The organism is Veillonella sp. VA137, assembly GCF_003992015.1.
Taxonomy (GTDB): domain Bacteria; phylum Bacillota; class Negativicutes; order Veillonellales; family Veillonellaceae; genus F0422.
On sequence record NZ_RQVK01000015.1, the window covers coordinates 1 to 20,480 of the forward strand.

The window sequence follows — 20,480 nt, forward strand, 5'->3', positions numbered from 1 at the left end:
AAGGTTTACGTTTCGCGATCCGCGAAGGTGGCCATACAGTAGGCGCTGGTGTTGTTACAGCTATCGAAGCATAATTGAATCGTAGATTCTAAATACGAAAAGCGACCGTAAGGTCGCTTTTTGTGTTTTAATGATCCTTATACAGATATGATTCCAAAAGCGTGCAACTGGTCCAGAAACACATGTATCTTTATCACATTATATTTATTTGCACTTACAATAGTATATCTTATAAAATAGTGTTTGTTGTTACAATGATAGTATTGATGTATAGAATTCTAGAATCATAGATGTGTATAAGTGTTTAGTATGTATAGTTCTATAGATTTTGTTGCCGTAGATACAGCATACTTGCAGGTATATAAGTATAATAAAACTATGAACTGATAATATTTATCATATATAATTTGAAGAATATCATATATAATAATAGTGGTCATATACATGTAAATTATATCTAGCCTATTAAGTATACAGTTATAAGGAGGTTTTCATGAGTACAATCACAACGATGCCTGTTTCTATGGAGGGCTGGCAAGAGGAGCAACAATCTTGGAATCAAACGTCCAAGTTTTTCGTGAATATGCATCAGCGGGAGGATCGTGTGGCACAAGTGGTAGATTTTGTAGCACGATTACAAGAGCTCGGGATTCATCCAGCAGAAGGAGAAACCGCTCTTGATGTAGGCTGTGGCACAGGCGACTATGCCATGGGTCTCGCTCGTAATGGCGTGAAAGTAACAGGTGTTGATCTTTCCACAGGCATGTTAGAAGGTGGCAAAGCCATTAGTGAAAATGAAGGACTTTCACTAGATTTATGGCTAGGACCATGGTCTGAAGAGGCACGGCAAGCCTTAGAGTGGGACAAACAATTTGACTTGGTATATAGTATTTTCTGCCCTATCATGTCGGATACAGCTAATTTGCACGCTTTACATCGGGCTAGTCGTAAGCATTGCTTGTGTATTATGTTCGCCGATCGGAAAGATGAATACTTAGATGTCATCTATTCTGAGCGATATGGTGTAAGCGGAAGCCCATGGGAATCCATGCTACAAGATTGCTTGGACACAGTTAATGAAATCGGAAAAAATGTAAATATTACTTATAAAACAGTAGAAGAAGTAGAAACCTTAATTGTTGATGAAGCAGTCGATTATTTCTGCTTACGTGTGCATCGTAAAGTAGGTGGCGACTTAGAAATGATTAAACAAGAAATCCGGGAGTTCTTATCTGCGAAAGCTGTAGATGGCAAATTAGAAAACCATACAACAGATACCATTGCGTGGATTTCTTGGCGAGTGTAATCTTTTGTACTTATAAGATATAGACTTTACGGGGTTACCCTAGTATATACATAATCTATAGGGATATACGTACTTTATTAGAGCAAACATAGTGTATCAAGTATGTTAGTTCTAACGATATAGACAGGACACAAAACCATACACTATCTATATAATAAAAGACTGTAAACACTTGGGAACACCCTGTGTTTACAGTCTTTTTGTGTTGTCAGTTGCGATGAGGTGTAGGCATGAACGTGAGCCTAAAGACATGCAATATTATAGCATGCTAATCTTTTTAAGGATCTTGAGAGAGAGCTTCGCTACTTTCTACGAATTCACGCAAAGCGCCATACCCTTCTGTTTCTAACTCTTCTAAAGGAATGAAACGCAAGGCAGCGCCGTTGATACAATAGCGGAGGCCACCCATGGACTGAGGTCCATCTTCAAAGACATGCCCTAAATGAGCATCTCCAATGCGACTGCGTACTTCGATGCGACGATGTCCTAAACTATCATCTTGATAGTAACGGATGACATCGCTATTGATGGGTTGCGCAAAGCTTGGCCAGCCACAACCGGAGTTAAACTTTTGAGCAGAGATGAAGAGAGGTTCTCCAGAGGTAACATCAACATAGATACCGGGACGAAACTCGTCTGTATATTCATGAGAGAAGGGGCGTTCTGTAGCACTATGCTGGGTCACAGAATAGGCTAAGTCGCTGAGCTCCTCTTGTAAAATAGTATCGGATTTGCGCTCGTAGGCGCTTTCATCAACGAGTGGTTCATAAGCTTTGGACACATTAATATGACAATAGCCATTTGGATTTTTGTCTAAATAATCTTGGTGATAGTTTTCAGCTGGATAAAAGGATGCTAGAGGTAAGACTTCTATGGCAAAAGGCTCTTTGTAATGGCTGTTAGCACGCTCTAGGGTGGATTCAATGATGGCTTTATCGTCAGGGTGTTCATAATACACACCGCTGCGATATTGCACGCCTACATCATTGCCTTGTTTGTTGATGCTGAAGGGGTCGATGATGCGTAAAAAATATTGTAGAACTTTAGGTAGGGAAATCACAGATGCATCATAGGTGACTTTCACAGTTTCTACATGACCACTGCCACGACATACGTCCTCATAACTTGGATTTGGCTGAGCGCCGTTGCTGTAACCTACCTCAGTATCTACAACACCTGGAATGCGTTGAAAGTAGCTTTCAACACCCCAAAAACAACCGCCGCCTAAATATATAGTTTTGTTCATAATATCACTCCTTTTTATTGTGTATATTAGTGACGATGCATGTGAAGTATTATTTTTATATTACTAGAGAAAATAATGTGATGCTATTGATTAAATGGCATCATTATATACTTGATTTTAATTATAGCATGTATTTGTATGAAAGAGTGTATGAAATAATGCTATTACAGGTATGAGATATATGGTGCAATGATATGTAGAGTAATAAGATTCCTCATACTATATGTTTATAATGGTGAAAGCCACCTGACTCGTATGGGGCCGAGTAGGTGGCTTGTTTGTGATAACTATAGGTGTGTATGGGAAGTCACCGTTATCACATATGTAAGTAGTTTGAAAGGCTGGAACATATGAGGTTTCATAGTTCCTGTCGAGTATCACATCGACAAACATAGTATAGCAAAAGAGTAGGAATAAGTAAAATAAGAATAAAATCTTACTTATTATAGGGTATGACTATATCATATAAGTACTTTTTATGAACTAATATGCATATATTATATGCAGTTATAAAATGTATAATTACAGTGTATATGGCTGTCATATGTATTGGTGTTACTGGAATCTATAAAGAGTAAAATTATTTGGTTGACATCATCTCTATTTCTGAATGTATCTAAGTGTAAGGACTTGGTACTAAGAAAGGAGAAGAATATGGCAGCAAGTACAGTAGTGAAAAAAGAATTACATTTAGTCTTTATGGACACATCTAAGGAAGAGGTAAGTATTGTAGTAGGATTCCCAAAAGAAGGGGTAACTAAATCTGAAATCGACACAGTGGGATAGCTTATGGTAGAAAAAGATGTACTTCGTGGTCGTAAAGATCAACGCTTAACTAGCTTTCAACATGGTACATTAGTGACTACAGAATCCACAGTGGTAGAATAAGGAGGAGTAAGGTATGACTACAACAATGGTGACTAAATTGCAATTACAATTTAAAAAAGGCGAAGGTGCACACAATGTGAAAGTAGCCAATTTTTCCTACGTAAACGAAGCAGCATCCGACGAAGATATCAAAGCCGTGGGCGATGCATTAGGCAAGTTATATGCGTACCCATTGGTAGGTGTGGTTCGCAATAATGCGATCGCTTTGGCGGCGTAATATGGATAAGCTTGAAAAAGTAGTAAAAATCGTTAGAATTGCCTTGTGGGTATACAAGTGGTTAAAACGATAAGGTAGGATAGAGCCTTTAGACAGGAGAAAACCACATATCCCAAAGGTATTGTGAAAGTGTATATGTGACTTAGTACCAAGGATTACCATAGCCATCTTGTTGACAATAGCAAGATGGCTATTGTTATGCTCTATGTAGAAGGCATACCTAGAAAATATACTTAGAAGGTATGGTGTTGATGATGACAAAACTATATGATAGAAATGTAAAAACCTGAATCTCGAAAATGGAGATTCAGGTTTTTTATGATAAGTCCTTAGTCCTTAGTTAAATTAATCTTTAGATCGTTCTAACTCTTGTTGTACCAAAGCGATAGCTTTTTTATACTTTTTGTGCATTGCTTGTCGACTCATTCCATATGATTTAGCCATATCACTAATGGACTTACCTTGAAATAAAATCTGCTCTAATAGGGCAGCGTGCACGGTATCAATCCGTGAAAGTGCCTCTTTCAACGCTGCAATTTGTAAGTGCGCAAGGGCCTCCTGCTCTGTATCATCTTCGGCAGGGATATGGATGATTGGATTCGAGTCATCCTCTTCATGAAGTAAAGATTCATGATTCCATTGATGAACGCTTTTACGGAAGAGATTCATTTCTGTATAATGGATGCGAGATTTTACAAATCCTGCAAAGGGGACTTTCCCTTTCAGGTCGTACATTTGGATAGCGGTTAAGAATGTCTCCCATAAAGTGGCCTCTAAGTCATTTTCCATATTGCGAAGCTGACGTACATGAGAGTACCGTGCAATGAGAGGTACGTAACGATGACATAGAATAACAGTAGCCGATGTATGCCCTGCTTGGGCTAAAGCGACTAGTTCTTCATCAGTATACGAATCTTCTGCGCAATCGGGACATGCATTTTGAAGACCTTTTGTAATGTAGGATCTTTCCATAGTATCCTCCTTGTAGAAAGGACTTATCACTGTTGTACTTTAGAATACGTTATCTGTCCGTTAGTTCTAGTGAACACCTCCTGGTTCCTACAAATTTGAATAAGAAAATAAATTCTGTTACAAGCGCTTATGCTATTGATTAGAATTATAAATCAAAAAGTGATAAAAATCACCAATAAAACAATCAAAACTGCTCATATATACAGAATTGGCATATGGAATTTGAAAAATATAATGTATATGCTAGTTGTTTATAATAGTATATAAGAGGATCACAAAAGTAGATATAATTAAAGGTTAGTCACTTATTCCGCTATGCAGCCTGTGGTGGTCGCATACCGTAATATTGGCAAAATAAGCCCGTACCACACCCCTTCACAAGCTATACAGTGGTTATGCTTGCTCAGGGGGATGGCACGGGCTTTTGTGTTTGTGCGGATAGAGTAGTTAGTAAGCGACCGCCACAAAGGCTGCTACGCCTAACTGCGTTTCTCAGAGAATAGGTTGTGGTGTTTGGTCAGGGGCGTGCCATGGGCTTCTTGTATCTGTGCGATTCAATGAATATAGGTGTCGCAAGTTTTCTACGCTTAACTGGGGACCTTGGAAGAATATATACTAGTAGGAAATTTTAAAGGAGTATAAGTGACAGTTTATGAATTGTATGGATAGGTAGTGCATGGTGTGCTACCGTGCTGCAGTATAGATGTGGTATAATTTAGGTAACTCAAAGAGTGAGGTATTTCTATGCAATTCAAGTCCTTTGATGAGTTGAGTATTCAAGATAATTTTATCTTTGAAAAGGTAATGCGTGAGAAGTCAATTTGTAAGGAATTATTAGAACGGGTATTGGAGATTTCTATTCGGGACATTGCGTATATTGAAACGGAAAAAACGATAGAATCTGGCCTTGATGAAAAGGGGATTCGCTTAGATGTGTATGTCAATGATGAGAAAGGAACCGTCTACAATATTGAAATGCAAACATACAAAAATATGCCAGAGTTAATCAAACGGTCACGGTTTTATCATAGTGCGATTGACCATTATTCTATGGAAAAGGGCGCTGACTATATGACACTGAATGATTGTTTTGTTATCTTTATCTGTACGTTTCCTATATTTTCTGGGAAGCGTCATAAGTATACATTTACAAAAAAATGTACAGAAGAACTGGGCAAAGAGTTGGGAGATGGACTAACTACTATCTTTTTAAGTACTAAAGCAGAAATGAATGATGTTTCGGAATTATTACAGAATTTTTTGGATTATGTAGATGGTAGACCACCAGTAGATGGGTTAATACAACAGATGGATGAGATAGTACATGTAGTAAAGCAAAGTAAAGAATGGAGGGGTGAGTATATGAAGCTAGAAATGGATCGGAAGAAATATTGGCGTGAAGGAAAACTAGAAGGAAAAGAAGAAGGTAGATTAGAAGCTATTATTGGTATGCTACGTGAAAAATTATCGGTAGAGATGATTGCCCGTATTACAAATATGTCTGTAGAGCAAGTTGTTGAAATCGGGAAAGAGCATGCGCTCTTATAAGACGTCTCTTGCGATGCTATGAAAACTTGCGGCGGTCGTAACTGAATAGGATAAAGGGAAGCCCATGGCATACTCCTTCTCAAACGGTATTGCATAATGTATCGTCACTTGTTACGCTATGTAACCTTGTGGCATTTCTGATTAGATAAAAGGATGACCGCAATACACCCCCTCAGAAACGGTATTTCATAATGTTTCTTCGAAGGTATATTGCGGTCATCTTGTGTTTATTTGATTTAGTCAGTAATATGCGCCACAAAGGCTGCTACGCTTAACTGCGTTTCTAAGGGGTGGGATGGGGTACATCGTACTCTTCTGGGAGATATATCATTGTGACTCTAGTGAAGGTGATAAAGGGTTAGTATCTGCAGCGGGGTATTTGCAAATTTATGGACTTACCATTTTGTTATAGGTAATAGCTATATATAATAATATGTATCCTGTATAAGGATAAATGTGCGCATATTGTTGACATATGATGGACATCCTAGTATACTTAATTCATCGTTAATCGATAGGTTTTACTGGAAAGAGAGGTGGATTGAATGCCTATACGAGTAGTGAAAGGATTACCAGCCATAGGGAAACTTTCAGAAGAGAATATATTCGTCATGGATTCGGAACGGGCAGAGTCACAAGATATTCGACCACTCCACATTGTGGTTGTGAACTTGATGCCACGGAAAGAGACCACGGAAATTCAATTGCTTCGTGCTTTGAGTAACACACCGTTACAAACAAAGGTCACCTTTCTTTACACGGCATCTTATACAGCGAGTAATACAAGTCAAGAATACTTGGAAACCTTTTACAGGACTTTCGAGGAAATCAAGGATCAATATTTTGATGGCTTGATTATCACAGGTGCTCCGGTAGAGCAAATGCCCTTTGAGGAAGTGAGCTACTGGGATGAGCTTTCAGAAATTATGGAATGGAGTAAAACCCATGTGTGTTCGACCCTCTACATTTGTTGGGGAGCCCAAGCAGGGATTTATAAGCATTTTGGTATCCACAAGGAAGATTTACCTAATAAGTTATTCGGAGTGTACGAGCAAGAAGTGCAGAACACGAAACCCATGCTGATGCGTGGTCTAGATGAACTCTTCTATATGCCTCATTCACGGCATACGACGGTGAGTGAAAGCGAAATCAACGCTCACCCTCAACTAGAAGTGCTAGTCCGCGCGGATAAGACAGGTGTTGGTATTGCCAGGTCCTATGATAATAAACATGTGTTTATCTTTGGGCATCCTGAATATGATAGAGATACCTTATACCAAGAGTATGATCGGGATAGAAAGCAAGGGTTAGAGATTGAGATTCCAGAAAATTATTTCCCTGGAGATGACCCTACTAAGACGCCGATGATACGATGGCGTTCGGCATCGACTATACTCTATACAAACTGGTTAAACTATTATGTGTACCAAGAAACGCCATACGAAGTCAGTGAATTACAATCAAGACCGATTGAAGAAGCATATATACAAGACTGGGTCATTTAATCCTAGTTACTAGATAATAAAGATTTAAGAATAGTGAGGAAAGTAACATGAGCAATTACAAATTTGAAACATTACAATTACATGCAGGTCATACAGTAGACGCAACAGGTTCCCGTGCAGTACCAATTTATCAAACAACTTCTTATGTATTTAAAGATGCAGAACAAGCAGCAGGTCGTTTCGCCTTAACTGATGCAGGCCCTATCTACACTCGTTTAGGTAACCCTACACAAGACGTATTGGAAGGCCGTGTAGCGGCTTTAGAAGGTGGTGCTGGTGCTATCGCTGTAGCATCTGGATCCGCAGCGATTACCTACGCTATCCAAAACGTAGCATCTGCTGGTGACAATATTGTAGCAGCATCCACATTATACGGTGGTACATACAACTTGTTCAGTGCTACATTACCACGTTTCGGTATTACTACGAAATTCGTAAATCCAGACAACTTAGATGAGTTCAAAGCAGCGATTGATGACAACACAAAAGCTGTGTATGTGGAATCCGTTGGTAACCCAGGTGCTAACCTTGTGGACTTAGAAGCGATTGCTGAAATCGCTCACGCACACGGTATCATCGTGATCGTGGACAATACATTCGGCACTCCATACTTGTTCCGTCCATTTGAACATGGTGCAGACGTAGTGGTTCACTCCGCCACAAAATACTTAGGCGGTCATGGTACAACTATCGCTGGTGTTATCGTTGAAAGTGGCAAGTTCGACTACAAAGCAAGCGGTCGTTATCCTGGATTCGTAGAAGGCGACGTACATTACAATGGTTTAGTATACGGCAATCTTCCAATTCCTTTCACTGTGAAAGTGCGTGCTCAATTATTGCGTGACACTGGTGCATCCATTACTCCACTAGCAGCATGGTTGATTATCCAAGGTATTGAAACATTGTCCTTGCGTGTAGAGCGCCATGTAGAAAACACTCGTAAAGTAGTAGATTTCTTGGTAAATCATCCAAAAATTGCTTACGTAAATTACCCAGAATTACCAAACAGCCCATACAAAGCATTGGCTGATAAATACTTCCCGAACGGTGTTGGTGCAGTGTTCACATTCGGTGTAAAAGGTGGTAAAGAAGAAGGTATTAAATTCGTTGATGCTCTTGAAATCTTCTCTAACCTTGCGAACGTGGCGGATGCTAAATCCTTGGTTATTCACCCAGCAAGTACAACACATGCCCAATTGAGCCCTGAGGAACAATTGACAGCAGGTGTAAAACCAGAACAATTACGTGTATCCATCGGTATCGAAAATGTAGATGATATCATTGCTGACTTAGCACAAGCATTGGATAAACTATAAGATATAGAATTACATAATACTATATAAGGGAACTCACAATAGTGGGTTCTCTTTTTTGTTGTGCAAATAGGGATAGACATTTTCTAAGAACGTTATCGTTACAAGATGGGTTATAGGATAATATAATCTAAGAGTATCATAAGATATATGACTAAATTAATAGGGGGAAATCTGATTAAAGACATCAATGTTCATATATGTTAGGATTTTATCATATATGATTTTATACTATATTCGGCGTTGATAGTCGCATCTAAGTATATTTTTATAGTGATTATGGGAGCATTGTCGGAACTGGTGCTGATATGTATGAATGTTGGTTTGGAGATACACAAAATCATACAAAAAAGGTGTGATGTAGTGCTTAGGTGCTTATAATAGGCCATTTTATGGTATACTAGATATATATTTGTATTAAACACGAAGTGATATAGCAAAAACTATTAGAGGTGTATATAGATATATGCTGACTTTAAAAGTGTATAGAAATCAGTATAGGATATAAAGGGCTACGAAGAAAGGAAATCAACGAATGAACAGTAAACTAGTTGAAAATACGTGGTGGAAAGCTGTGGCATGTGGCATGGCGATGGTTACTCTCACCGGTTTTGTAGGTATGGCGTATGCTATAGAGGGAACACCGGTGAGGACTTTCACAAAGGAGTTAGGGAGTGTACAAACAGTAGATGCTCAAGGAATAGATGGGGAACACTTCGTATTACAACAGGAGAATGCTGCACCAGAGAAGAGAGGGCTCTATATTAGCCACCGACCAGCTCATTTTCGGGTGAATATGTATGGTACTGTGAAAGATATTCATTGGATTGATAAGGTAGTTCCTACAGATAGTGGACATATAGTGGGTATTTTATTAGATTTTGATAAAAATACTACTATGATGATCACGAGACGAGATAATACACCAACGCAAGGTGTTTCTCAGGAGCGATGGAATACGACCTGGTATGATCAACCGATCCAAGGAATGACCGATGAGGAGTATATGGCAATTTGGCGGCGCGAAGATCCGCATCTATCTGAAAAATATACACAGCTCGAAGGTGGCTTGTTATGGAGAGAAGATATGACGGCGGCTCGTTGGGATCGGTCTGTACAAATGACATCAGAAGGACCGAAAGTGCGTTTTACGGTAGACATGATTTTGAAAGACGATCCTACGCATCGGTATGTAATTACGTTTACCTATGATGATATCCAAAAGTATAGTATAGAATCATTGAAACACCTAGTGGATATTCTGGAGTATTTGCCAGATGAAAGTGATGCAGATGCTCAGCAAAATGAAAAGCAAGAGCCTAAGGAGCAGAGCCCCCCTTCACAAGCAGACGAAGAGTATAACCTACCATCTGTGTTGCTGTCAGACATGTGGATGGAAACGAAGGATGTAACGGATCTTGAAGATTTATACCATCAGGAGTTAAGCCTAGGCAAGCCATCGGTGCGTAAAGAGCAGAAATTAAGAATTACAGAAGAAGGGATTACGTCCCAATCCACTTGGGAAGATATGAGCAAAACGCAGGCCAGCATCGAACGGTCTGGTCGAATAGAGCTGGAGAAAGAATGAGTTAGCGAAAATAGTTGGTGCAAATTGGCAGAGACTAAAGGGGAACATTACTAGGAAGAGAAAAAGCGGGAGGAATGATGCAACAATGGATAAGACAGTTTGGAAGGCTTTAGCCTGTGGTATAGCAATAGCGACTTTCACGGGCACCGTAAGTCTAGCAAATGATATACAGGTAAAGCCTATGGTTACAGTCATAGACCAGGGAAGAATGCAAAAAGGAGTACCATTTTATATAGGAGACCACTATTCAAAAAACAGTTTGATAAAAAACAATAAAGAAGCAGAAAATATACCACACTATACGTACATCAATAGTCGTGAAGGGCATTTCCGCTTTGCGATTCCTTGGGCAATACAAACTATGGTATGGATTGATACGACCGAACTTAAAGGCAAGGGACATACAGTAGGAGTTCTGTTGCATTTAGATAAAGATGTAAATATGACGGTAACTCGTATAGATAATGTAGCACCGAAAGGGGAATCCCAGGAACAGTGGAATACTACATGGTATGACACACCAATTCAAGGAATGACGGATGCGGACTATATGGAAGTTTTGCGTCGAAAAAGTCCCGATGTTTTTAAAGAGTTCACAGTAGTAGAAGTGGGGGCATTATCTCGAGATGATATGACAATGGCTCGCTGGGAGCGATTTGAACAGCCTACACCGGATGGAGCATATGTAACGTTTACCTTGGATATGATTATGAAAGCTGATCCTACGCATCGATATTTGATGGAGCTTGAATATGATGATATTAATAGATATGATTTGCAGACTTTGTTGCACTTATTAGACAATTTTGTGTATACAGGTGCTACTGAAAGTCGAGGAGCATCCGTCTCATCACAGTAGAACAGAATTTTAGAAAACCATCTTATTAGATATGGCCTTGATTTATGAATTTTGCCTATATATAATGTGAGTAGAGCAGTTCGGTCGTATACTTTTGAAATGAGGTGTATAGATATGGGAACGCATTTACAATCAATGGAATCAATGCCAGAGTATGAAGAGTTTTGTATTTGTTTAGGCAGAAAAATTGCTTGGGTTAGACGGTGTCAGGGACTTTCACAAAAAGAGTTATCTAAACGATGTGGTATTAGTCCTAGCTATTTGGCGAAAATTGAAGGCGCTAAAGGTTCCCTAGGGACATCGGTGCAGGTATTGTATTTAATTGCCAAGACTTTGCAGGTGGATGTGGCAACTTTGGTGTGTCATGATGAAATCGATTACCAACGGGTACGAATGTATAAGATCAAGCAACGGGTCATGGGATGCGAAATGAATCAGTTGCACTAACAAAATGAGGCCTTATTTGTGTTCTAGGATGCTAGTTGATAATATAATTATTATCAAAATTCATATTGAGAAGAAATAATTGAGAATATGAGGGGCTATAGTTATTGTTTGTATGTTTAGTTAAATACAAATGATAAACTCTATCAAATAGCGTAATATATGGACTCAGTGATATAAAAAATGCAACATCACTTGTAAAAATTCGATACAAAAAGTATATAGAAATATTTGACAAGACTAAAAAAACGTGCAATAATGAGAATGTAAAAAAGGTAAGTACCTTAGTTAAATGATAATCATAAAGTTGGCGAATTTCTATTTTTTTATGGAGGTGTCTCATGCGCGTTATTGGTGATGCATGCATTAAATGTGGTTCTTGTGCTTCTGTTTGTCCAGTAGGAGCAATTGCTGAAGGCGAAGTTAAATACGAAATCAATGAAACTTGCATTGATTGCGGTTCTTGCGAATCCGTTTGCCCAGTAGCAACAATCACAGCTGAATAATTCAAGCGAATAATAAACCCCGTAAACATACGTGTTTACGGGGTTTTCTCATTTTCGATTTACTCTAATTTTAGGCGGTTTCGATGCGGTTGCTCAACCGTTGTTCAACCTTTTTTGAGGCTCTCATCATATTACTTGTTTTGTTTGTGTATGATTCTGTCAAAATCAGAGAATACTTTCTGCGTACGATTAAATTCTTTATACTCAGTAACTGCTTTCTTATCAGCTTGTAGTTTTGAAATATGCCCTTTATTAGTGAGCACTTCATATTCGTTGAAAGATAGGAATTTATCTACGCTTTCAGCAAAGGCTTTCATGGTGAAAGTATGTTTTCGTTCAATGATGCCTTCGATATAGTCAAAAAAGGAGGATACAGTTCGTTCTAGTTTACGTATTTCGTCTGCGGTTAAATAATTTTTTGCGATGGTTACATCGGATTTATGAATGCGCCCATGAGGGGAGCTTTTCCAAGTTTGTAATCCCATGTGTGGTTTATCTCTATCAACGGCATTATAAATAATTTCAGCTGCAGTTTTGCCTGTGATAGCATAATGGAATTTGTTTTGCACCATAGCGTAAAATTGACGAGTGAAAGGATCCTGTACATCGTAGTCAATGGAGCATTCTGCGAATATATCTGTAATTTGTTGATAGATTTGACGTTCGCTAGCTCGAATGGATTGAACTCTACGTAAAAGTTCTTTGAAATAGTTTTGACCAAAGGGAGTTCCGTTCTTTAACATTTCGTCATTGAGAGCAAAACCTTTTACAATATATTCGCGCAATACCTTTGTAGCCCAGATGCGGAATTGTGTAGCCTCTTTTGAGTTTACACGGTAGCCAACAGCTATGATGGCGTCTAGGTTGTACAGTTTTACTGTTGAGCTTTGCGTTTTCTGGGCTAAAGCTCCGTGTTTAGTGGTTATTGCAATTTCTGCAATAACCACTGATTCATCTAATTCGTTGGATTCAAAGATATTTTTTAAATGGCGACTGACAGAAGATAAAGATACTCCGAATAACGTCGCCATATCTTTTTGTGTCATCCAAAATGTTTCGTCTTTAAATAGAACATTGGTAGAAATATTTTCTTGTCCTGATTGGTAAATGATTACATCTCCATGTAAAGCAGAATCGATAGGAATCATGGTAGGCCTCCTTGGTGTCATGTACTGCTCTTTCTTTTACTTATATTACATCTCATTAGCGAGGCAAAGTCAAGAAGAGATAGGATAGTATTTATATAGAGGCAGAGATATCTAAAGTATTAGGGGTAGCGTGATATTGCAAGTCTATCAAATTTGTGGGATAATAAAATAAATAAAAAATCGCTGTTGGTCTACTGGCACGACGATAACATATTGTTATAAAGATGTGGTTCGAATCTGCATACAGCGCTTTTTGGTACTCTAAAGTAATGGGGTGCTTTTTTATCATCGATATAAGATGAAAATAGTATAAAAAACATAAATGAATATACACTCATATTATAATTCATAAGGAGATACGATGGAACGCATTTTTAAACTACAAAATTTGAATTGTGCCAATTGCGCTAGCGTGATTGAAGCAAAATTAAATCAACTAGAATCTGTGTCAGCAGCAACTTTCACGCTTGGCACTCAGCAATTGCGCATTACCTCTAGTATAGAAGATACAGACATGTTACGAGATCAAATCCAAGCGGTGTGCGATGCTACGGAAGATGGCGTAGTAGTGGTACCATTTGTGCGTGCACCTAAAAAAGCACAACAAGTAGATGATGACCATGAGCATAATTCTAGTTTAGTGGGGATTATTATAGGCGCTATCGTGATAGTGGTAGCAGAGTTTACAAATTGGGTGCCAGAGCAATACCTGACTCCATTATTAATTGTAACCTTTGTTGTACTAGGATGGCGCATTGTATGGGCAGCAATTAAAAATTTCATGAAAGGTAAATTATTCGATGAAAACTTCTTGATGTCTGTTGCTACTATTGGTGCGTTAATCATCGGTGAATATGTAGAGGCTGTTTGGGTTATGTTGTTCTTCCAAATGGGTATTTATTTTGAGGAACGTGCTACAGAACGCAGTCGTAATGCGGTTATGGATGCAGTGGATCTTCGTCCAGAAGAAGTGCGTTTAATCGTTTGTGATGGTAGCGTGCAGGTGGTGAATCCAGAAGATGTACAAGTAGGGTCTCATATCGAAATTCGTCCTGGTGATCGTATTCCATTGGATGGCCGTATAGTAGAAGGTACTACGCGTATCGATACAGCAGCGGTAACTGGTGAACCAGTTCCAGTGAGCGCTACCGTAGGTACAGAAGTGATGTCTGGGTGCATCAATGTGGATGGGCGCATTGTCTTAGAAGTAACGCATGAATTAAAAGATTCCATGGTTATGCGCATTCTTGATGCTGTGGAACATGCAGCGGCATCGAAACCAAAGATTGATCGTTTCATTACTCGTTTCTCTCGCGTATATACGCCAATCGTAGTGGCATTGGCGATTATTGTTGCCGTAGTACCTCCTCTATTTACAGGAGAATGGCAATATTGGATTTATACAGCTTTAACATTCTTAGTAGTATCTTGCCCATGCGCCTTAGTATTATCTGTGCCTTTGGCATTCTTCTCCGGGATCGGAGCTGGTTCTAAACAAGGTATCTTGTTCAAAGGTGGCAAGGCGATCGAGGCAATGAGTCGCGTGAAAGCGATTGCCTTCGATAAAACTGGTACTATCACAACAGGTACTTTCAACGTACAAACAGTAGAAGTAGCTGGTACTTATACGGATAATGAAGTGTTGCAATATGCAGCGGCTCTAGAAGCTGGTTCTACACACCCGATTGCTATGTCCATTGTAGAAGAAGTACAGCGTAGAGGAGTAGAGTTTAATACGGCTAAGGATGTAAAAGAAATCTCTGGTCATGGTATGGTAGGCATTGTAGAAGGCCATACCGTATTGGTTGGTAATGGTCGTTTATTAGAAACAGAACATGTAACGGTACCAACCATTGAACATGTATATGGCAGTGAAGTATTTGTAGCTATTGATGGTCAATATGTAGGTCGTATCGTCATTGCGGATGCTGTGAAAGAGGATTCTAAAGAGGCCATCCGTCGTATGAATGGAAAAGGATATCATACAGTGATGCTCACAGGTGATGTGGCATCCAGTGCGAACCATATTGCCCAAGAAGTAGGTATCCAAGGTGTGCGTGCCGAGTTATTACCACAAGATAAATTAGAAGTGGTGCAATCTCTTCGCAGCGAACATGGTTCTGTCATGTTCGTAGGTGATGGTATCAATGACGCGCCTGTGTTAACTGGTGCTGATGTAGGTGGTGCTATGGGGAGTGGTGCAGATTCTGCCATCGAAGCAGCAGACGTAGTATACATAAACTCCAACCTAGATTCCGTATGGCGTTCCTTAAATATTGCAGAACGTACCTTGTCCATTGCATGGCAAAATATTTTCTTCGCTATTGCTGTAAAAATTATCGTTATGGTGGCTGGTGTATTTGGCTTTGCAAATATGTGGGTGGCAGTTTTTGCAGATACAGGGGTATCCATTCTTTGCATCTTTAACTCTGTCCGTATTTTCTACAGTAAATAATATAAGTCCTCCTGCTAGCATGTACGCCCAACTATGTAGCAGGAGGCATTGTGATATCTTCCCCTTCTTGCAGTTATGCAAGACATATATCACTACATAATAACTATACAGCGAAGAGGACTTGGTCATTAGGCTAAGTCCTCTTTACCGTGTAGGGGCATAGTCTACCAACTCATTTTGTCCTATAACCCTGAAAGCTAGCAGAACATAGGGACTGCTGGCTTTTGTGTATAGATCTACTTGTGTTGCTTTAGAAGTAATTTGTCGAAGTCCGAGAATACTTTCTGCCTTTGTAGCCCAGATACGGAATTGTGTAGCCTCTTTGGAGTTTACACGGTAGCCAACAGCGATGATGGCATCGAGGTTGTAGAAGTCAGTGCTATAGATTTTTCCATCTCTGGAAATAACTGAAATAACATATTGTTATAAAGATGCGGTTCGAATCCGCATACAGCGTTTTTTAGCACTCTAAGTAATAGGGTGCTTTTTTATTATCGAAATGAGATAAAACTAGGGATAAAAAAATACAAATGAATACAAAATCATATGTTGACAAAATAGAAAATTGTAGATATAATAAAAATATGAACAGACGCTCAAGTATTGAAGCGGTGTTAAAACAAATGTTAAAACAAGTAGTTAAGGTTACATATTATAATTCATAAAGGAGATACCATGGAACGCATTTTTACATTGCAAAACTTGAACTGTGCAAATTGCGCTAGTGTCATTGAAGAAAAATTAAATCAACTAGAATCTGTGTCGGCAGCGACTTTCACAATTGGTACGAAACAATTGCGGATTACTTCTACCGTAGAAGATATGGATGCTTTGCAAGAACAAATCCAAGCGGTATGTGATGCTACGGAAGATGGTGTAGTAGTGGTACCATTTGTGCGTGCATCTAAAAAAGCACAACAAGCAGAGGATGACCATGAGCATAATTCTAGTTTAGTGGGGATTATTATAGGCGCTATCGTGATGGTAGTAGCAGAGTTTACCAATTGGGTGTCTGAGCAATATATGATTCCATTGATGGTGGTGACTTTTGTTATACTAGGATGGCGCATTGTATGGGCAGCAATTAAGAATGGTATGAAAGGTAAACTGTTCGATGAAAATTTCTTGATGTCCATTGCTACTATTGGTGCGTTAATCATTGGTGAATATGCAGAGGCAGTTGGGGTTATGTTGTTCTTCCAAGTGGGCATTTATTTTGAGGAACGTGCTACAGAACGCAGTCGTAATGCGGTTATGGATGCAGTGGATCTTCGCCCAGAAGAAGTACGTTTAATCGCTTGTGACGGTAGCGTACAAGTTGTAAATCCAGAAGATGTACAAGTAGGATCTCATATTGAAATTCGTCCTGGTGATCGTATTCCATTGGATGGTCGTGTTGTAGAAGGGACTACACGTATCGACACAGCAGCGGTAACTGGTGAACCAGTTCCTGTGAGTGCTACGGTAGGCACTGAAGTGATGTCTGGTTGCATCAATGTAGATGGTCGCATTGTCTTAGAAGTAACGCATGAATTAAAAGATTCCATGGTTATGCGTATTCTAGATGCTGTGGAAAATGCAGCAGCATCGAAACCAAAGATTGATCGTTTTATTACTCGTTTTTCTCGTGTATATACGCCAATCGTAGTGGCATTGGCAATTATCGTTGCCGTGGTACCACCTTTATTCACAGGAGAATGGCAATATTGGATTTATACAGCCTTAACATTCCTAGTAGTATCTTGTCCATGCGCCTTAGTATTATCTGTGCCATTGGCATTCTTCTCTGGCATTGGTGCTGGTTCTCGACAAGGTATCTTATTTAAAGGTGGTAAAGCAATCGAGGCTATGAGCCGTGTGAAAGCGATTGCATTTGATAAAACTGGTACCATCACAACTGGTACTTTCAACGTACAAACAGTAGAAGTAGCTAGTGGCTATACAGAAAACGAAGTGTTGCAATATGCAGCAGCCTTAGAAGCCGTATCTACACACCCAATTGCGATGTCTATCGTAGAAGAAGTACAACGTAGAGGGGTAGAGTTTAATGCGGCCAAGGATGTAAAAGAAATCTCTGGTCACGGCATGGTAGGCACCGTAGAAGGTCATACTGTATTAGTCGGCAATGGTCGTTTGTTGGCGAAAGAAAATATTGCAACGCCATTGATTGATTATGTGTATGGTAGTGAAGTATTCGTAGCTGTTGATGGTCAATACGTAGGCCGTATCATTATTGCTGACGCTTTAAAAGCTGATTCTAAGGAAGCTATTCGTCGTATGAACGGCAAAGGATATCAAACAGTGATGCTTACAGGTGATGTGGCAGCGAGTGCGAAGTACATTGCTCAACAAGTAGGTATCCAAGGAGTATGTGCTGAGTTATTACCACAAGATAAATTAGAAGTGGTACAGTCTCTACGTAATGATCATGGTTCTGTCATGTTCGTAGGTGATGGCATCAACGATGCGCCTGTATTGACAGGGGCTGATGTAGGTGGTGCTATGGGTAGTGGTGCAGATTCTGCTATTGAAGCGGCAGACGTGGTATACATGAACTCTAACCTAGATTCTGTATGGCGTTCCTTAAGTATTGCGGATCGTACTTTGTCTATTGCTTGGCAAAATATTTTCTTCGCTATTGCTGTGAAAATTATTGTCATGGTAGCTGGTGTATTTGGTTTTGCAAACATGTGGGTAGCGATCTTTGCAGATACAGGGGTATCCATCTTGTGTATCTTGAACTCTATCCGTATTTTCTATAGTAAATAATATAAGCCCTCCTGCTAGAATGTACGCCCTACTATGTGGCAGGAGGGATTGTGATATCTTCCCCTCCTTGCAGTCATGCAAGGCATATATCACTACATAACAACTATACGGCAAAGAGGACTTGGTATTAGACCAGGTCCTTTTTGTTGTGTAATAAACTTTCACAAGAAATCATAAAAAAATTGACGAATCGGCCTCGATTGATTAAGATAAAGGGTAGGGTTATTAAGACGTTAAGGAGGTGTCACATGTTAACGGTACACAAACACGTAGAGGGGGAATTATTTACAGATTCCACTGTACAAGATGCTACAAAAGGTTCATGGATAAATTTGGTGAACCCAGACCCCGATGAGTTGGCTATCGTCAATATGATGACACAGATTCCAACGGACGTACTGAAAGCAGCTTTGGATACGGAAGAACGGTCTCACGTAGAAATTGAAGATGAATACATTTTCGTCGTTATTAACATTCCAGTACTGCGTGGATCTGACGTATATGATGCAGTTCCATTGGGTGTATTTGTGACAGAAGATTTCTTTATTACTATCTGTTTAGAAGAAGCAGAGGTGCTGTATCCGTTCTTGAGCAATCAAATGCCAACCTTCTATACTTTTAAAAAGACAAGATTTCTGTTCCAAATCATGTATCGCACAGCGGTACTATATTTGCGATACTTACAACAAATCGACCGCCGTACGGATGACATTGAAAAAACATTGCGACATACGACACGGAATAAAGATTTGTTTCAATTGTTGGAATTACAAAAATCCATGACCTATTTTACCTCTGCACTGCGTGGTAATGGAACGGTAATGGAACGGATTTTGCGCATTCGTCGTCATGATGATGTGCGTTATTTGTTGAAAATCTATGAAGAAGATGAAGATCTATTAGAAGATGTAATCATTGAGAACAAGCAGGCTGTGGAAATGGTTGAAATGTATTCTAATATTTTGATGAATATGATGAATGCCTTTACATCAATTATTTCTAACAATTTAAACTTAGTTATGAAATTATTGGCAGCTATGACAATTATGCTAGCGGTACCAACGGCAATCTTTAGCTTGTGGGGTATCAATGTACCGGTGCCATTTGCTGATATGGAATATGGCTTTGAGTATGTGATTGGTATTGGCATAAGCTTTGCAGCGCTGGCAGGCTATTGGCTTTGGAAAAACGATTTCTTTTAATTGCATAATACAATATAACACACCTAAGGGGCTAACCTTTTAGGTGTTTTTTGTGTCGTTATTCAGGTTAACTATGAAAGTTTTTTATATCTACCTTTGAAAATCATGAATATTATACAAAGTGAATAAAATTACTGTATAGATATTTTTCAATTTGCGTAAAAATAATGATTGAAAATGATATAAATCACAGATAAATGCCTATAAATGTACACTTTCAAACAAGCATGCATTCCATGTCTTGCAATATTCACATTAGTCATTTGACAATTTTGATAAAAGAAATTAACATATTTATGTAATATCTATAATATAGTTGGGCGTAGATATTGACTATGAATGCCTTAAATAAGGGAAGAATATTTTGGGGAAGATATTGCTAAAAGTTGTATAGGGTTATGGGCAAGATGGAGCAAGATTGTCTAAACTATAGCCCTTGCTAACTTAATGTAGATCCACCCAAAGGGTGGTTTTTCTTTTTTTGGTATGTATTAATTACATCAATGTATGCTCA

The 20,480-nt window shown here is 39.1% G+C and carries 17 protein-coding genes and 1 pseudogene; 14 read left to right on the forward strand and 4 right to left on the reverse strand.

The genetic code is table 11. The features are described from left to right. Both EO116_RS07190 and EO116_RS07195 read left to right on the forward strand, forming a co-directional pair. Positions 1-74 (forward strand): hypothetical protein (locus EO116_RS07190; RefSeq protein ID WP_164726041.1); only part of this gene is annotated, 74 nt, incomplete at its 5' end. A 419-nt stretch (positions 75-493) separates the two neighbouring features. After that, positions 494-1,306 (forward strand): class I SAM-dependent methyltransferase, encoded by an 813-nt coding sequence (locus EO116_RS07195; RefSeq protein ID WP_127161241.1) that lies wholly within the window; start codon positions 494-496, stop codon positions 1,304-1,306. 277 nt (positions 1,307-1,583) lie between these two features. On the opposite strand, the gene msrB is transcribed toward EO116_RS07195, so the two are convergent. Further along, positions 1,584-2,552 carry a peptide-methionine (R)-S-oxide reductase MsrB gene (gene msrB / locus EO116_RS07200; protein WP_127161242.1) on the reverse strand — a complete coding sequence of 323 codons (969 nt, stop codon included), beginning with the start codon at positions 2,550-2,552 and terminating at the stop codon, positions 1,584-1,586. A gap of 654 nt (positions 2,553-3,206) precedes the next feature. On the opposite strand from msrB, the gene EO116_RS08720 reads away from it, so the two are divergent. Together EO116_RS08720 and EO116_RS07205 are read left to right on the forward strand one after the other, a co-directional pair. After that, a complete protein-coding gene (locus EO116_RS08720) occupies positions 3,207-3,338 on the forward strand; it encodes a hypothetical protein (protein WP_255416981.1) in 132 nt (43 codons plus the stop codon). A gap of 115 nt (positions 3,339-3,453) precedes the next feature. Then, the gene (locus EO116_RS07205; protein ID WP_127161243.1) at positions 3,454-3,657 is read left to right on the forward strand and encodes a DUF1659 domain-containing protein; all 204 of its coding nucleotides are present in this window, start codon (positions 3,454-3,456) and stop codon (positions 3,655-3,657) included. A gap of 345 nt (positions 3,658-4,002) precedes the next feature. On the opposite strand, the gene EO116_RS07210 is transcribed toward EO116_RS07205, so the two are convergent. Beyond that, positions 4,003-4,629, reverse strand: a complete 627-nt coding sequence (locus tag EO116_RS07210; protein WP_127161244.1) for an RNA polymerase sigma factor — start codon at positions 4,627-4,629, stop codon at positions 4,003-4,005. 744 nt (positions 4,630-5,373) lie between these two features. Here EO116_RS07210 and EO116_RS07215 point away from each other — a divergent pair. From EO116_RS07215 to EO116_RS07245, 7 genes are all read left to right on the forward strand, one after another. Beyond that, a complete protein-coding gene (locus tag EO116_RS07215; protein WP_127161245.1) occupies positions 5,374-6,177 on the forward strand; it encodes an Rpn family recombination-promoting nuclease/putative transposase in 804 nt (267 codons plus the stop codon). Positions 6,178-6,722: 545 nt separating this feature from the next. Then, the gene (metA, locus tag EO116_RS07220; RefSeq protein WP_127161246.1) at positions 6,723-7,682 is read left to right on the forward strand and encodes a homoserine O-succinyltransferase; all 960 of its coding nucleotides are present in this window, start codon (positions 6,723-6,725) and stop codon (positions 7,680-7,682) included. 47 nt (positions 7,683-7,729) lie between these two features. Beyond that, a complete protein-coding gene (locus EO116_RS07225; protein ID WP_127161247.1) occupies positions 7,730-8,998 on the forward strand; it encodes an O-acetylhomoserine aminocarboxypropyltransferase/cysteine synthase family protein in 1,269 nt (422 codons plus the stop codon). 532 nt (positions 8,999-9,530) lie between these two features. Beyond that, positions 9,531-10,583 (forward strand): hypothetical protein, encoded by a 1,053-nt coding sequence (locus EO116_RS07230; protein ID WP_127161248.1) that lies wholly within the window; start codon positions 9,531-9,533, stop codon positions 10,581-10,583. A gap of 85 nt (positions 10,584-10,668) precedes the next feature. Next, complete coding sequence (locus EO116_RS07235; protein WP_127161249.1) at positions 10,669-11,442, forward strand: hypothetical protein; 774 nt, start codon at positions 10,669-10,671, stop codon at positions 11,440-11,442. A gap of 114 nt (positions 11,443-11,556) precedes the next feature. Continuing rightward, positions 11,557-11,889, forward strand: coding sequence for a helix-turn-helix domain-containing protein (locus tag EO116_RS07240; protein WP_206168331.1), 333 nt, complete (start codon positions 11,557-11,559; stop codon positions 11,887-11,889). 338 nt (positions 11,890-12,227) lie between these two features. Further along, positions 12,228-12,392 carry a 4Fe-4S binding protein gene (locus EO116_RS07245; protein ID WP_127068391.1) on the forward strand — a complete coding sequence of 55 codons (165 nt, stop codon included), beginning with the start codon at positions 12,228-12,230 and terminating at the stop codon, positions 12,390-12,392. Positions 12,393-12,523: 131 nt separating this feature from the next. Here EO116_RS07245 and EO116_RS07250 read toward each other — a convergent pair whose 3' ends face one another. Further along, positions 12,524-13,540 carry a virulence RhuM family protein gene (locus tag EO116_RS07250; RefSeq protein ID WP_127161250.1) on the reverse strand — a complete coding sequence of 339 codons (1,017 nt, stop codon included), beginning with the start codon at positions 13,538-13,540 and terminating at the stop codon, positions 12,524-12,526. 361 nt (positions 13,541-13,901) lie between these two features. On the opposite strand from EO116_RS07250, the gene EO116_RS07255 reads away from it, so the two are divergent. Next, positions 13,902-15,995 carry a heavy metal translocating P-type ATPase gene (locus tag EO116_RS07255; RefSeq protein ID WP_127161251.1) on the forward strand — a complete coding sequence of 698 codons (2,094 nt, stop codon included), beginning with the start codon at positions 13,902-13,904 and terminating at the stop codon, positions 15,993-15,995. 288 nt (positions 15,996-16,283) lie between these two features. Here EO116_RS07255 and rhuM read toward each other — a convergent pair. Next, positions 16,284-16,394: pseudogene (gene rhuM / locus EO116_RS08785) on the reverse strand (RhuM family protein); the annotation flags it as partial. Positions 16,395-16,670: 276 nt separating this feature from the next. Between rhuM and EO116_RS07265 the strand changes: the two are divergent. Then, positions 16,671-18,764, forward strand: a complete 2,094-nt coding sequence (locus EO116_RS07265) for a heavy metal translocating P-type ATPase (protein WP_127161252.1) — start codon at positions 16,671-16,673, stop codon at positions 18,762-18,764. 248 nt (positions 18,765-19,012) lie between these two features. After that, a complete protein-coding gene (locus tag EO116_RS07270; protein WP_009353462.1) occupies positions 19,013-19,966 on the forward strand; it encodes a magnesium transporter CorA family protein in 954 nt (317 codons plus the stop codon). Positions 19,967-20,480 lie beyond the last annotated feature (514 nt).

Excerpts from the sequence above, each read along its gene's own strand:
- EO116_RS07195 (WP_127161241.1), top strand. The coding sequence starts at position 494 with ATGAGTACAATCACAACGATGCCTGTTTCTATGGAGGGCTGGCAAGAG.
- msrB (WP_127161242.1), bottom strand. The coding sequence starts at position 2,552 with ATGAACAAAACTATATATTTAGGCGGCGGTTGTTTTTGGGGTGTTGAA.
- EO116_RS08720 (WP_255416981.1), top strand. The coding sequence starts at position 3,207 with ATGGCAGCAAGTACAGTAGTGAAAAAAGAATTACATTTAGTCTTTATG.
- EO116_RS07205 (WP_127161243.1), top strand. The coding sequence starts at position 3,454 with ATGACTACAACAATGGTGACTAAATTGCAATTACAATTTAAAAAAGGC.
- EO116_RS07210 (WP_127161244.1), bottom strand. The coding sequence starts at position 4,629 with ATGGAAAGATCCTACATTACAAAAGGTCTTCAAAATGCATGTCCCGAT.
- EO116_RS07215 (WP_127161245.1), top strand. The coding sequence starts at position 5,374 with ATGCAATTCAAGTCCTTTGATGAGTTGAGTATTCAAGATAATTTTATC.
- metA (WP_127161246.1), top strand. The coding sequence starts at position 6,723 with ATGCCTATACGAGTAGTGAAAGGATTACCAGCCATAGGGAAACTTTCA.
- EO116_RS07225 (WP_127161247.1), top strand. The coding sequence starts at position 7,730 with ATGAGCAATTACAAATTTGAAACATTACAATTACATGCAGGTCATACA.
- EO116_RS07230 (WP_127161248.1), top strand. The coding sequence starts at position 9,531 with ATGAACAGTAAACTAGTTGAAAATACGTGGTGGAAAGCTGTGGCATGT.
- EO116_RS07235 (WP_127161249.1), top strand. The coding sequence starts at position 10,669 with ATGGATAAGACAGTTTGGAAGGCTTTAGCCTGTGGTATAGCAATAGCG.
- EO116_RS07240 (WP_206168331.1), top strand. The coding sequence starts at position 11,557 with ATGGGAACGCATTTACAATCAATGGAATCAATGCCAGAGTATGAAGAG.
- EO116_RS07245 (WP_127068391.1), top strand. The coding sequence starts at position 12,228 with ATGCGCGTTATTGGTGATGCATGCATTAAATGTGGTTCTTGTGCTTCT.
- EO116_RS07250 (WP_127161250.1), bottom strand. The coding sequence starts at position 13,540 with ATGATTCCTATCGATTCTGCTTTACATGGAGATGTAATCATTTACCAA.
- EO116_RS07255 (WP_127161251.1), top strand. The coding sequence starts at position 13,902 with ATGGAACGCATTTTTAAACTACAAAATTTGAATTGTGCCAATTGCGCT.
- EO116_RS07265 (WP_127161252.1), top strand. The coding sequence starts at position 16,671 with ATGGAACGCATTTTTACATTGCAAAACTTGAACTGTGCAAATTGCGCT.
- EO116_RS07270 (WP_009353462.1), top strand. The coding sequence starts at position 19,013 with ATGTTAACGGTACACAAACACGTAGAGGGGGAATTATTTACAGATTCC.